Annotated in this window: 8 protein-coding genes and 3 pseudogenes; 8 read left to right on the top strand and 3 right to left on the bottom strand. The window is 54.7% G+C overall.

Annotated elements, in window-relative coordinates; all coding sequences use genetic code 11:
- Nucleotides 1–239: 239 nt before the first annotated feature.
- Together XX99_RS21280 and XX99_RS21275 are read right to left on the bottom strand one after the other, a co-directional pair.
- The gene (locus XX99_RS21280; protein WP_184085315.1) at nucleotides 240–566 is read right to left on the bottom strand and encodes an integrase core domain-containing protein; all 327 of its coding nucleotides are present in this window, start codon (nucleotides 564–566) and stop codon (nucleotides 240–242) included.
- Complete coding sequence (locus XX99_RS21275; RefSeq protein WP_050061440.1) at nucleotides 557–1,267, bottom strand: transposase; 711 nt, start codon at nucleotides 1,265–1,267, stop codon at nucleotides 557–559. The genes XX99_RS21280 and XX99_RS21275 overlap by 10 nt, the downstream gene beginning before the upstream one ends.
- Before the next feature lie 1,189 nt (nucleotides 1,268–2,456).
- Between XX99_RS21275 and XX99_RS21270 the strand changes: the two genes are divergently transcribed.
- From XX99_RS21270 to tnpC, 7 genes and pseudogenes are all read left to right on the top strand, one after another.
- The gene (locus XX99_RS21270) at nucleotides 2,457–3,491 is read left to right on the top strand and encodes a proline iminopeptidase-family hydrolase (RefSeq protein ID WP_050061439.1); all 1,035 of its coding nucleotides are present in this window, start codon (nucleotides 2,457–2,459) and stop codon (nucleotides 3,489–3,491) included.
- 1,599 nt (nucleotides 3,492–5,090) lie between these two features.
- Complete coding sequence (locus XX99_RS21255; RefSeq protein WP_050061436.1) at nucleotides 5,091–5,690, top strand: hypothetical protein; 600 nt, start codon at nucleotides 5,091–5,093, stop codon at nucleotides 5,688–5,690.
- A gap of 745 nt (nucleotides 5,691–6,435) precedes the next feature.
- Nucleotides 6,436–9,690: a S41 family peptidase gene (locus XX99_RS21250; protein WP_231581546.1), complete on the top strand. Its 3,255-nt coding sequence runs from the start codon at nucleotides 6,436–6,438 to the stop codon at nucleotides 9,688–9,690.
- 701 nt (nucleotides 9,691–10,391) lie between these two features.
- Nucleotides 10,392–10,619 (top strand): annotated as a pseudogene (locus tag XX99_RS21245) (transposase); the annotation flags it as partial.
- 95 nt (nucleotides 10,620–10,714) lie between these two features.
- Nucleotides 10,715–11,065: pseudogene (gene tnpA / locus XX99_RS28435) on the top strand (IS66-like element accessory protein TnpA); the annotation flags it as partial.
- Nucleotides 11,062–11,409: an IS66 family insertion sequence element accessory protein TnpB gene (gene tnpB, locus XX99_RS21235; protein WP_050061432.1), complete on the top strand. Its 348-nt coding sequence runs from the start codon at nucleotides 11,062–11,064 to the stop codon at nucleotides 11,407–11,409. The pseudogene tnpA and the gene tnpB, both read left to right, overlap by 4 nt.
- Nucleotides 11,410–11,477: 68 nt before the next feature.
- Nucleotides 11,478–12,853: pseudogene (gene tnpC / locus XX99_RS21230) on the top strand (IS66 family transposase).
- A 666-nt stretch (nucleotides 12,854–13,519) separates the two neighbouring features.
- On the opposite strand, the gene XX99_RS27435 reads toward tnpC, so the two are convergent.
- Nucleotides 13,520–13,726 (bottom strand): hypothetical protein, encoded by a 207-nt coding sequence (locus tag XX99_RS27435; protein ID WP_156186129.1) that lies wholly within the window; start codon nucleotides 13,724–13,726, stop codon nucleotides 13,520–13,522.
- Between the two features lie 275 nt (nucleotides 13,727–14,001).
- Here XX99_RS27435 and XX99_RS21225 point away from each other — a divergent pair.
- On the top strand, nucleotides 14,002–14,318 hold a 317-nt coding region (locus tag XX99_RS21225), incomplete at its 3' end, for an IS5 family transposase (RefSeq protein ID WP_050061431.1).

Raw genomic sequence — 14,318 nt, 5'->3', positions numbered from 1 at the left:
ACATCGTCAACTTAACGGGCGTGAGCAACTGAGGTAGTGGGAAGCCCCGAGCACTATCGTTGTGATCGTTTTCCGATCGTAGGTAAGCGTCCGCTTTTGCTTTCAATTAATGGAATGGTCCGCCGCTTATGCTCTCAAGGAGGGGCTTGGGGTATAAGGGGTGCACGGAGGAGACGTCCATGGAGCTACACACGATGAAGCGATTGCGGAAGCAGTGATGTAGTCATTCTTGTTCGTCTTCACGAACGGCGGGCGCTGGGAGTTGTAATCCAGCTGCCAGGCAGAGATCTTCTTCGGGCATCGAACAGGTTCCAGAACCAGCTCACGTTCAGACACTCATCGCGGAGCCGTCTGGGGAAGCTCTCGACATAGGCGTTCTCAGTAGGCTTTCCGGGATGGATGTGCAGGATGTCGATCTTGTTCTCGATCGCCCATGCGAGGAAGTGCCGACTGGTTAGTTCAGGCCCGTTATCACAGCGAATCGCCTGCGGTTTGCCATACCTGCCGATGGTTCGGTCGAGCACTCGGGTCACGCGCCGGCTGGGGAAGCTGGTATCTACTTCCAAGGCCAGGCTCTGCTTGGTAAGCTGTCGATCGCACTCAGCACGCGGATCCGTTGACTGCCGGCGGTCACATCGCTGGCGAAATCGATCGACCATTCCTGGCCCGGAGCTGTGAGCACAGGCCGCGGCCGGAGCAGGCGCTCCAGCCGCTTGCGCCGTGTGCGTTTTACCGTAAGTCCCAGTTCGCGATACACGCGCTGCACCTTCTTATGGTTGACCGTGACCGCTTCTCGCTGCAGCAAGATGTGCAGTCGACGGTAGCCGAACCGCGGCCTCTCCCTAGCCAGCTCTAACAGGCGCTCGCGCAGCTCGCCGTCGTCGCGGCAGCTCTGGTAGCGATAAGTGATTCTTGGCACGTCCATCAGCCCGCAGACGCGGCGCTCGCTGGCCCGGAACTCCTCCAGCAAGCGCCTTACTTCTGCCCTTCGTGCTACGAGCCGAGGGAGTTTTTTTATGACTGATTGCAGCATGTCTTTATCAAGGCTCAGATCGGCGACGAACTTCTTCAGTCGCGCGTTTTCATCCCGGAGGTGCTTGACCTCTTCGGCCTCGCTCACATCCATGCCGCCGTACTTCGCCTTCCAGGCGTAGACGGTGTGCTTGGAAACACCTTGCTCGCGGGCTACATCTTCAACCTTGCGCCCCGCCTCGACTTGCTTCAGCGCGGCAATGATCGCCGCCTCCGTGTGCTTGCTTCTGCTCATCCCTTTCCCTCGTCCAAATCGTATTCTCACTTGGACGAACTGGAGGGCTCAGGTCAAATCGCACGTTATGACCCCGCTCCCGCAACGCACGGCCAAGGAAATGCGCTCCGCCACAAGCTTCCATGCCGATCACTCCGACTTTCCGATTCGCAGTGAAGTGTAGCAGCTGCGATCGAGAAAACCGCTTCCGCACCACGGGTTCTCCACATGCATTCAGGCCAACCAGATGAAAGACCGTTTTGCCAAGATCAATGCCTATCGTGTGTAGTTCCATGGACGTCTCCTCCGTGCACCCCTTATACCCCAAGCCCCTCCTTGAGAGCATAAGCGGCGGACCATTCCCATTAATTGAAAGCCGCTTTTGGCCGTCTTGACTGTGAGTCGAGGTTGGGACATAAGATTCCGGGGTGGAACCGAAGTCCCCACCTATTTTGGAATTGGACACTTTAGATTCTGCAAGGTGAGTGATGGGCAGCTCCTTGCTCGCATTAGTGGTTGCCGTCTTCGCATAAGGTGCTTGCACGAAGCGGGACCTATCTGGCGCAGGGTGTCGGAATGATGGCTATTTTCTTCATAAGCGTCACTATTGTGCAAGTGCCAGGTGGAACAATTGAATAACCTAGTGAGGAGTCATTCTTCGACGAAGCCGAGAACAAATTTCATGAGGAACGATTGTCCGCGGGCGCCATGCATGCACTCACAGTGCCTGCGATCTTTGGACTATTTGCAATAATTCTGTAGTGAGTAACTGGAACGTTTAGAAACAGATATCCGAGTGGACGGTTTCAACTTATCAACGTTCATTCAGTTCTCCCACCCAGCAACAGTGCTTCCATACGGGTTCTCTCGGGGGCTAATAAATGGACGTTTAGTTAAAGCAGGCCTTTCGCCTGCAGAGGCAGTGCAAAGTATCGCCACCACTTTCTTTCGGAAGAGTATCGGACACAGCACCAGAATTCATTATTTATATGTGCGAGGCGTGCGCCTGCTGACTATTGTCATTCGATCTCTTAGAGATCCTCTAGTGCTTCCAATGTTATTTACGCGTACGCCATATTGAATTCTGATGGACAGGCCACTCAATGCGATCTTGAATGGTCAAGTACCCAATCGAAGTTGAGTAGTCTGGCTCATGAATTCCTTCGCGACGATAGGCTACAACAACTAAGTAAGAAAGAGAAAATCGATAATGAATCGTCGTACGTTTGTCTCCAGCACTGCAGCCCTCGCCGCGCTCTGCCTTCCCACCGGAGCCGCTGTGGCACTTGAACCAGCCTCCTTCCCCACCGACCCATTCCCTGAAACCGTTTCAGCCACCGGCGAGCCACTCAATCCTCCCGGCATCCGAACTGCAGGCATTCGCATGATCCCCGTCGTCGGCGGCAAGTATAAGGTTTGGACTAAGAAGGTTGGCAGCGGCAAGGTCAAGGTTCTCCTGCTCCACGGCGGCCCAGCATTTGCCCATGACTATCTCGAAGCCATGGAGTCCTTCCTCCCCCCGGCCGGCATCGAGATGTACTACTACGACCAGCTAGGCTGCGGCAACTCCGACATCCCCGATGACCCCTCGCTCTGGAATATTGCGCGTTACACCGAAGAGGTCGAAGAGGTCCGCCGCGGCCTCGGTCTTGACCACTTTGTTCTCTTCGGACATTCCTGGGGCGGCATGCTCGCCATCGACTATGCCCTCAAGTACCAGCAGAACCTTCGCGGCCTCGTTATCTCCGATATGGCCGCCGGCATGCAAGCCTACCTCAAGCGCACTGCCACACTGAAGCAAACCCTGCTCTCCCCCGAAAAGATCGCGCAGCTCGATGCCGTTGATGCCAAGCAGGACTACGACAATCCGGCCTACGAGAAGATCATGATGGAGGATCTCTATCCTCAAATGCTTTGCCGCACCCATCCTTGGCCCGAGCCTGTCACCCGCAGCTTCCGCCTTGCCAATCTGAAAATCTACAACCAAATGCAGGGTAAGAGCGAATTCGTGGTCACCGGCAACATGAAGGACTGGGAGCGATGGGATCGCCTCCACGAGATCAAGATCCGTGCCCTCACCATCGGCGCCCGCTATGACGAGATGGACCCCGAGGACATGAAGAAGATGGCGACCCTCATGCCCAACGCCACCTCCGCCATCTGCCCCAACGGCAGCCATATGTGCTTCTGGGACGATCAGGAGGTCTACTTCCGGCATCTTCTCGGTTTCCTCCGTACAGTCTAACCCGCGCCGCGCGGTAGTCGCCAACCACTGAGATCCGGACCCAATCGAATCAAGAGAAACGTGGAGTAGTCGCGTGCGCCTTTACAGTACCTTAAGACACATAATGCACAAAACGCTCATATTCCGACGCTCTATCGCATTCGATCCGGAGGGAAAGCGTGGCGTTCAACCAGTGCTTTCCGCCAATTCCCGCTAACTTAATTAGAATTCATTCTTTAAAAGGAATCTCCAGGTACTGCATCTTTTCTATCAGAGCCGAGAAAACCGCATTCATGCAACTCTGCAGTATCGTTGATCAGTGTAATAGCGACCGTGGCGAACAGCGAAGTAAAAGGAGTGAAATGAAAATTATCACAGAAAGACTGTCAATACAAACGGGTAGCGTGCATGATGCGGATATCGTACATCTTTGAGATTGAGGTGACAGTACGCGAAGCAAGGCGGTAGTTGTAGCAGGAGTTTCAACGGGCATTGGCTGGGGCATCTGCGAAGCACTCATCTCGAAGGGATTTAGTCTTCGGGAGTGTGCGCAAGCAGAGTGATGCTGAACGGTTCTAGGTTGAATTCGGCGATGCATTCACACCGTTGCTGATGGGTGTGACAGATTCTGAGGCCGTCCAGAGAGCCGCGCTTAAGGTGAACAATGCGCTCGGCGCTGGCACTCTGGCTGGAGTGGTGAATAACGCGGGCATCGTTATTTCGGGCCCCTTACTGCATCTGTCTTCCCAGATTTCTGGCGGCAGATCGAAGTGGATCTTATTGGGCCGTTAATGGTGACAGAGGCATTTGCTCCTCTTCTCGGAACGGACCGCGAGCGTCCTGTCCCCCGTTAAAAGCGTGAACATAAGCTCGGTTTCTGAAAAGATTGGCTTCTCGTTTCTTGGAGCCTATACCGCTCGAAGCACGCGCTCGAAGGCATCGCTATGCCATGAGTTACTAATCTTCGGAATCGATGTCATCATCGTGGGACCTGGATCGGTAAACACCGCGATCTGGGACAAAGCGGAGTCCGAAGAAAACATGTATGGAAATACTGAATACGGAATGATTCTCGAAGCAACCGCAATAGATCAAAAATGCCTTGACGAATGCGGGTATCTGTACAAAATAAATGAAATGGATCATCGTGGATTTTGTACTTCGCAAGGATTTGCTATATTCCGCACGATCCTAGCTCACCTTGTTGATATCTCGTAGGGGCATATTACTGATAGACGGCTTCGACTTCACAACTGGTGCGCTTTTTAGTTCTGGGAAGGCGCCTCCCTAACTCAATCTTTAGCTGCACGAGCTGTTGGGCAGTGGTCGGTAACGAACAAAAGAGATCAGTGAAACCAGTGGGACTGCATGCTACAGTCCCACAAACTCGGCCTCGAACGCAAGACCTTACCCCAGAGCGGCTCAAAGAACTACGCGACGCTACCGCACCCTCCTCACCTCCAAACTTAATATCTAGAAGCCCTCATCGCCATCCATATGATGGTGGCCAAGGCTAAACCGACGAACTTGTAACCTATCTCGCCGGCTTCATCGCCAACCGCGAACGCGGCATTATCAATAGCAACTGACATTCTAATTCGCGCACCTTAGAATTAGGGCATGAATACCTCGAAGCTCTCCCTCAACCTCTTCGTCATCGCCTTTCTTGTCGCATTCCTTCCACCCTCAACCTTTAGTCAGGACAAAACTCCTGCCGGGGAAGACAAAGCCCCAACCTCGCCTCAGCCATGGGTCGATACCAGCTACACCGCAGAACAATTATCCAAACTAGTGCCGGCTGCCCGGCCCGAAGACGTCTCCTCCCCGGAGGCTATTGTCAGAGCCATGGGTGAGTCCTCAAGCGGACACAAGGGTGACTGGAACTCCGATCGCTTCCGCTCCCTCTTTCTCCCCAATGTCCTCTTTTCCTACGTCTTTACACAATCCGACGGGACCAAAGTAGTCTCGTCCCTTTCTCTGGACAAGATGGTCCAGGCCCTCACCGAACTTTTACAAAAAACGGATTGGTATGTGAAAGTCGACTCCGTTCACGTGACTATGATTGACAGGCCAACACAAGGGGTCAAGCTGGCGAACGCGGATGGCATTGGAGGAGAAGGTGCGAAGCAGTCAGACCTGGAAACCATTCCTCACACGCGTAGCGCGACCAGTCTGATCTTCTTCAATAACCGATGGTGGATTGCCAGCCAAATTTGGTAGTGAAATCCCGGCATGCAACCTCGCATGCTGGGACTGCTCACCTTGCCTCGCATGGATAATTTCTTTGACTTTTCAAAAAGCTTCAGCAGCAGAACAAGAACCCGTTGATTCTGTACCACGGAAGAGGGATGGTACCCTGCGGCTCAAGGAGCAACTCGAATGAAGCAAATCGAATGGCTGTGTAAACCAAACCCTATAAGATTCGTTATATATACGAGCGAAACGATGAGTTTCTTCTTCTCGGTGAAGTACCCGTCCTGAAATGTACATGCGTAGAAGAGACACACTGAAAAGCGCGCGCATGGTACGAAGGAAGCGGTATCAGCCAAAGCAGATGTTAAATCTACTGCGACAGATCGAAGTAGCGAGTGAACCTTAGTCTGAATAATCTTGATATTGTAGAATCATGTCGCTTTTATTCATAACTTGTCATTGTTTGACAAGTATTAATCGATGTGACGAAATACTCTAGGCCTACGGCCTGCCTTTGTGGAACAAGTCTGTTCGCGTACTTACCTTCAATCACTTGCCCGAGCACTACCGAAATACGCTGTGCCTCCGCGACGTGTTTTCTGTCGTGGCAGATTCCGAAAGAGGATCCAATCAATAGCCTCGAATGGCTACAACCTGGAACTCTGGAGCTTCCGTGCTTCGAATTAAATCGCTCGCTTTTGCGTGTGTCACTGTTGTTTTTTCTGTCCGTTCGATTTACTCCCAAACCCCGCATATACTGCGATCGCCGTCGTTGTCCGATACCGAGATTGCATTCCGCTATGCAGACGATATCTGGACGGTGCCGCTGAGTGGAGGTGTGGCGCGTCGGCTTACTTCGACGGCAAACGTGCTTGAAGGTCCGTTCTTTTCGCCGGACGGCCACACGATCGCGTACTCCGCGCTCGTTGGTGGCAGTGAGGACGTCTATAGCATCGGCGTGGACGGTGGAATGCCTAGGCGCATTACCTATCAGCCAGCGGGGAACTATGTCACTGGTTGGGCACCGGATGGCCGCTATGTGCTGATGACGAGCAAGCAGAATGCATATCGGAACTACTTTCAGATGTATCGCGTGCATGCGGATGGGAGCGGTTTGCCAGAGCAGTTGCCATTGCCTTCGGTGAGTGACGGTTCGATGTCGCCGGATGGAACACAGTTAGCTTTCAGCCCGTTTCTGCAGTGGCAGGCGGAGTCGTGGAAACGCTATCGTGGCGGTCAAACGCAGCCAGTGCTGATCGTCAATCTGAAGACACTCGCCGTAACGAAGGTGCCGCGCGAGAACTCGAACGACACCCGTCCGGTATGGCTTGGCGACGCCGTCTACTTTCTCTCCGACCGCAACGGACCGATGACGCTCTTCCGCTACGACACGAAGAGTGCGCATGTGACGCAGCTGATTGACAATCACGGACTCGATCTGAAAACACTTGGCGGACATGGCAACACGATTGTGTATGAGCAGTTCGGCTCAATCCATCTGTATGACATTGCCAGTAGTGAGGAACATGAAGTGCGCATTACGCTCAATGGTGATCTGCCTGCGTTGTTACCGCATCTTGAAAAGATTGGCGGCGATGAGATTCAAAATATGAATATCTCGCCCACCGGGGTGCGCGCGGCGTTTGAAGCTCATGGTGATATCTTCACGGTACCGGCAGAGAAGGGCGACGTTCGCAATTTGACCAATAGCTCGAGCTCAGCGGAACGCGAGCCAGCTTGGTCGCCAGACGGAAAATGGATAGCGTATTTCAGCGATGCCTCGGGGGAGTACCAGCTTTATATACGCGATCAGGATGGTCTGTCGGCGCCAAAGGTAATTGCTCTCGGACCGGATCCGACCTACTACTATGCTCCGCGCTGGTCGCCGGACTCGAAGCACATTTTGTTCAGCGATAAGCGGCTGAATCTTTGGTATGTGAATGTCGATGGCGGCATGCCAATCAAAGTCGAAACGTACCTCCGCGAGGGCTTCCAACCATCCCATTTCAGAGCAAGCTTTTCGCCGGATAGCAAGTGGATTCTTTATGTACGGCCGCTGCCAAACCTCGAGAATGCCGCATTTCTGTACTCTATCGAGAGTCGCAAGAGCACACGGATTACCGATGGCATGAGTAATGTTACTAACCCGGTTTTCGATGCGGGTGGGAAGTACATCTTCTTTACAGCGAGTACGAATATTGGGCCATCGATCGACGATGCTGGCATGAGTAAGTTCAACCGCACGACCACTGCGAACGTGTATGTTGCGGTCTTGTCGAAGGATGATCCGTCGCCGGTTCCGCCAGAGAGCGACGACGAAAAAGCGAAATCCGATGAGGACAAGAAGCTTGCTCCTTCCGATGCCACGAAGATCGATGAGGAGAGGTATGCGGCCGCATCTTCGGAGAAGAAGGAGGATGGAGCCAAGCCCAGTTCAGCCGTGAAGATAGATCTTGATGGAATCGAACAGCGTATTCTAGCGCTGCCAATTCCGGCGCGAAATTATGTGACGCTGCAGGTGGGCAAGACCGGTGTCCTTCTGTTGGGTGAGGGTGGGGCGGCGGCCAACTCCTCCGTCAAAGAGCCTTCGATGCTGCGCTCGGTTTGGCGCTTCACCCTGGAGACGCGCAAGACAGAGGATGTACTTCATAATGTGGCGACTCTGCTTATATCCTTCGACGGGGATAAGATGCTTTATAGGAAAGGCGACAGCTGGTTTATTGCGGCCGAAGGCGATCTTGCACCTGGAGCCGCGGATGGAACACCGGGTAAATCGCTGCGCCTCGACGGTATGCAGGCAAATATCGACCCACAAGCAGAGTGGCGGCAGATGTATGCCGAGACCTGGCGCATCGAGCGCGAGTTCTTTTACGATCCGCACTATCATGGGCTGGATCTCAAGAAGATCAGCGCGAAGTATGAACCATATCTCTCGGGGCTAGGATCGCGCAGCGACCTTACCTACCTGCAGCATGAGATGCTGGGCGAGCTTACGGTGGGCCACATGTTCATTCAGGCTCCCAACAGGAATCAGGATGCTCCTAAGACAGGACTGCTGGGCGCGGACTATTCCATTGAGCATGACCGTTACAAATTCGTGCACGTGGTCAGGGGGGGAAACTGGAATCCGACGCTCTACTCTCCGCTGACGCAACCGGGCGTAAACGTTCATGATGGCGAGTATCTGCTGGCTGTGAATGGAACTCCGCTGTACGCTTCGGACAATTTGTACGCAGCGTTCGAGGGGGTTGCAGGCAGACAGACCCGCATCACTGTGGGCCCGAACGCAAATGGCTCGGGCTCGCATACAGTGTTGGTGCTTCCTGTGGCGAGCGAGCGAGCGATGCGCGGTCAGGAGTGGATCGACGGCAACGTTCGCAAGGTGAACCGGCTCTCCAATGGTCAGGTGGCGTATGTCTACATGCCGGATACATCGGGTGCCGGCTTCGATAATTTCAATCGCTATTTCTTTGCGCAAGTGGATAAGAAGGCGGTTGTTATCGACGACCGCTACAACATGGGCGGCGAAATTGCGGACTACGTCATCGACGTGTTGAAGCGCACGCCAATGCTCAATTACGAGTCACGCGAGGGATTGACCACGACCGAGCCGACGGGTGCGATCTTCGGACCCAAGGCTATGTTGATCAACCAGAATGCAGGTTCGGGCGGGGACGCTCTACCATGGCTGTTCCGCCAGGCGAAGCTGGGACAATTGGTGGGGACGCGCACCTGGGGCGGCTTGGTGAGCATCGATGAATATCCTGTGTTGCTCGATGGCGGCACGGTCACCGCCCCGCGCACGGCGCTGTACGGTCTGCATGGGGAGTTTGAAGTGGAAAATCACGGCGTCGCACCGGATGTCACTGTCGAGGAGGATCCGCGGTCGACCGCGGATGGTCACGACCCGCAGCTCGAACGTGCCGTGCAAATTGTGCTCGACGAACTGAAGAAGAACCCATCGCCGCAGTTCGCTAAGCCGCCTTACCCTAATTATCATAAGGCCGACGGTCTGGGTATGCAGTAGCCGAAGTCATCAAGGTGCGTAGAGTACGAGAGGCATCGATTGGACGGAGGGCCTCAATCTTAGCCTTCATATCCGTGCTGCCGTCGCCCGTGTGGGCTTAGTTGTGGACTTCCAGTGTGTAAGTCTTCCAGCGCTCGACTTGGTAGAAAGCAATGATTTCGTTTAGCTGCTCGTCGGTGAAGTTGTAGGCGCAGTACTAAATATGGAGGGTTTGAGTTTGTTCCAAAGCAGCTCAGCGATGTGCGAAAGAGATCCTACGTCATCGACATCTCACCATTTGCCTGTGGCCGGTGTCAACTGGGAAACGTCAAATGGCTACTCCGAGGAATGTCTAAGGATATTTATGATATTTTCGTACAAAAAACGTACGTCCGAAGCGGCAATGGTGGAAATTTGGCAATTCTGGCCCTTTTGAAATCAGTAAGTTGCATAGAATCAGTAGGCAGGATACTCCGATCCCGATCAGGTCCACCACCAACCCCTTCAATATCACCTGTTTATCGGCTCTGGCCGAATGTCTTCGCCCATGTCGAGGGGCCGAAAGGGTTCCCGAATTTTTTCGGGCTTTGGCACAGCCTTATCCAATTGGCTTGCCCGATGATTTGTACCAGTGAGGAGTTAGTGTAGCGCATTGACCTGGAGTGCCTGCCAAGATTTAGGCCAAATGCGAAGAGAGAAAATTTCTTTGAAGGAGCATTTGGATGGCGCGGAAGCGATATACGCCCGAGCAGATTGTGAGCGTACTTCGGCAGGTGGAAGTACTTGTGGCGAACGGGAAGGCGACCGATCAGGCCTGCCGAAAAGCAGGGATCGTCGAGCAGACGTACTACCGTTGGCGTAAGGAGTACGGCGGACTGAAGGTAGACCAGGCGAAGCGGTTGAAGGAGTTGGAGCAGGAGAACTCGAAGCTGAAGCGGTTGGTGGGTAAGCGTGCAGTGTTGGCCGGGTGTACATGGTGTGGCCGCGCCGTGATGATGTGTGGATGGTGGACGCAGATGTGAGTGGTGGTTTAGGGGCGAGACCTCGTCGGCGTCGTAGCGCTGCGGAGCGTCGGGGGGTGGTTGAGGAGACGTTGGAACCTGGGGCTTCGGTGGCGAAGGTGTCGTTGCGGCACGGCATCAACGCGAACCAGGTCTTCCAGTGGCGTCGCTTGTATCGCGAAGGCAAGCTGGGAGCGGCGCCGGCGAACGCGATGAAGTTGCTCCCTGTCAGCGTATCGGAGGAGGAGGAGTCGCCGCACTCTGCCCTGGCTGTAGCGCCTTGTTCGAGTTCCGCGGCGATTCATATCGAGTTGCCAGGAGAGATCCGCATCAGCCTCGAAGGCAGTGTCGATCAAGAGCTGGTGCGTACTGTGCTGAAGAGTCTTCGCGCGTGATCGCTCTTCCGGCGGGAACGAAGATCTGGATCGCTGCTGGCGTGACAGACATGCGTCGCGGCTTTCACGGGCTCAGTGCCCAGGTGCAGACGGTGCTTGAACAGCAGCCTCTGTCGGGGCATGTCTTTGTTTTTCGCGGCCGGCGTGGAGACATTTTGAAGTGTCTCTGGTTCGATGGCGACGGGCTATGTCTTCTGGCCAAGCGGCTTGAACGAGGGCGGTTCGTATGGCCGCAGGCGTCGAGCGGAACGGTCTCTCTTACCCGTGCTCAGCTCTCGATGTTGCTGGAAGGCATCGACTGGAGAAGCCCTGCCAGGACCGCCGAACGAGTGATGAGTGTTTGAGTTTCTATCCAGTATTCATAGGGGTTTTCTTCTATTGATAGCCTCCGCGTTTATGACATACTGCGTGCATGGTTGCCGCCTCGCTTCCTGATCTCGATGCGCTCGACATTCGAGCCGTCAAGGCGTTGTTGATCGATCAGCATGAGAAGTACACGGCGGCACTGAACTCGCGCACCAGCGAGATCGAACGGCTGGTCTTGCTGGTTGAGAAGCTGCAGCGGATGCTCTTCGGTGCGAAGAGTGAGAAGGTGCTCCGCCAGATCGATCAGCTTGAGCTGCACCTGGAAGAGCTGCAGGCGGCAAGCGCGATCGAAGAGTTACAGGCTGTTTCCCCGGCAGAGCGCCCAACGTCGGCAAGGCCCTTCCGTCGACCTCTGCCTGAACATCTGCCACGCGAAGTACACACCCACATGCCGGAACACGAGGCCTGCCCCGACTGCGGCGGCCGTCTCCGCGAACTGGGCGAAGACGTTGCAGAGATGTTGGAGTATGTGCGGGCTTGCTTCAAGGTCATCCGCCATGTACGGCCGAAGCTCAGCTGCGACGCTTGCGACCGCATCGTGCAGGCGCCAGCTCCTTCAAGGCCGATAGAACGCGGACTTGCAGGTCCCGGCTTGCTCGCCCATGTGCTGGTGTCGAAGTATGCCGATCACATGCCGCTCTATAGGCAGTCGGAGATCTATTCTCGCGAAGGTGTCGACCTTGACCGCTCGACGCTGGCCGGATGGGTCGGAGCGGCCAGCGAGCTGTTGGCTCCGCTGGTGGATGCGGTTCACGATCACGTCATGGCGGCAAGCAAGCTGCACGCCGATGACACACCCGTCCCGGTGCTTGCGCCTGGCAACGGACGAACCAAGACCGGAAGGCTCTGGGCCTACGTTCGCGATGACCGGCCTTCCGGCGATCGGACCGCGCCCGCGGTATGGTTCACTTACTCACCGGACCGCAAGGGAGAGCGGCCATCGCCGCGCTCTACGCCATCGAAGCCGAGATCCGCGGCAGCACTCCGGAGATGAGGAAGACCATACGGCAGGCGAGGGCAAGACCTCTGCTCGACGGCATCAACGACTGGCTCGAAGCTACGCTGACGACGCTCTCACGCAAGTCCGAGACGGCTGCGGCGATCCGTTACGCCCTCTCGCGATGGCCCGCGCTCACCCGCTATGCCGACGACGGCCAACTGGAGATCGACAATAATACAGCCGAACGCGCCTTGCGTGTCGTCGCCCTTGGGCGGAAGAACTTCCTCTTCGCCGGATCAAACGCGGGCGGAGAACGCGCCGCATCCATCTACTCGCTGCTCGGATCAGCCAAGCTCAACGGCCTCGATCCGGAGCTCTATCTCCGCCACGTCCTGGCTCGTATCGCAGACCATCCCATCTCCAGAATCAACGAACTGCTGCCATGCAACCTCGCGCTCTCAACCCAGACCCCACCCGCTTAGTTATGTATCCACATAACGCTATGTGGATACATAACTCTCACACCTGTCATAAGAACGGCCAATACCACACGCTTACCGCGGGAGCGTGGATTGAAACCAAATAAAATAGCCGGCGATGAGAGACACAATCCGTCGCTCCCCACGCGGGAGCGTGGATTGAAACATTAGGGTCTGGTATTACTGGGCACGCGTCGAGAGGTCGCTCCCCACGCGGGAGCGTGGATTGAAACTGAACATGTGGTCGCGGCTCTTCGCGCCTTACCGTCGCTCCCCACGCGGGAGCGTGGATTGAAACCCTATTTGAATTTGTTTAGGCTGGAGAACTAGTTGTTTAGTGCCGACGGATGGGCAGACTCTCCGGATGAGTAAGGCTGGACGCCAGAAGCTGAATGAGATCGGCAAGAACTGAGGCCGACTCCAAACGAAAACCCGTCGGATGATGAGTACAGTAATAGACTTTTGGACATCATGCCGCAGGCGATGCGACAGCTAGCATTCACAAACTCATAGCTCGACTTGAGGAAATCTTCTTATAATCTTCACCATGTGTCTAGACGTTCGTGGCCGTATCAGAAATGTCAACTTGCCGACAAGCCGGCCTCTTATGCCGCTGTTCGAGGTCGTCACTGGCATCTGCCGAATCCAGCCGTACTGAAATGTTTCACGCTATTTTTCTTGTTCACTCATGAATCGCTCCGCAAGAATCGGCACGAGACAATCGTTGATAAACTCTCTGATCGCTCCATCATCCGACTCGCCTGCCTGAATGATCATTGTCAATCCTCTTCTTCTAGTTTTCTCCGTTTCATTCCCCCTGATTGGTCTTCTTGTATTATTCGATCCGTTATTGGATGTTTTCTCTGGTTCGGGCATTGGATTTCCTCGGGTAGATCGACCGCCTTAAGAACGTGTGAGCCGGACAAGATTTGAAAGCCCTGCGAGGCTGGGCAAGGACGCTGAATCCTTGGAGAAACACTCATATCACTTGGGCAAACAAGGCGACGGTGTAGATGTAAAGGAAGTGAACCTGATCAATTGCAGGCTGTTACGACTCCGCCGCGACATGCTGGGTGCGGTGAGTAACTTCGCATGAATGGATTAGGGCGTGTTAACACTATTTCCATAGATTAGCGGTAAGTTATGTATAGATGGAAATCAGCGAAGAGCAGTATGCGCGAATCAAGGATAGCTTGCCGGTACAGCGTGGGAATGTGAACTTATCTAACCTGCAGTTTCTGAATGCGGTGTTGTACGTGGCCGAGCATGGATGCAAGTGGCGCGGGCTTCCGAAACGGTTTGGCAACTGGCACACCATCTACACCCGGATGAACCGCTGGTCCAAGAGCGGAGCCTTGGATCGTGTATTTGAGAAACTGCAGTTGGAACAGATCGTTCGCATTCGTATCGAAGCCTTCAGTTTGGACTCAACTTCGGTGAAGGTGCATCCAGATGGCACCGGGGCATT

The sequence above is a fragment of the Silvibacterium bohemicum genome (assembly GCF_001006305.1).
Taxonomy (GTDB): domain Bacteria; phylum Acidobacteriota; class Terriglobia; order Terriglobales; family Acidobacteriaceae; genus Silvibacterium; species Silvibacterium bohemicum.
This window is presented reverse-complemented; position numbering and strand designations above follow the sequence as displayed.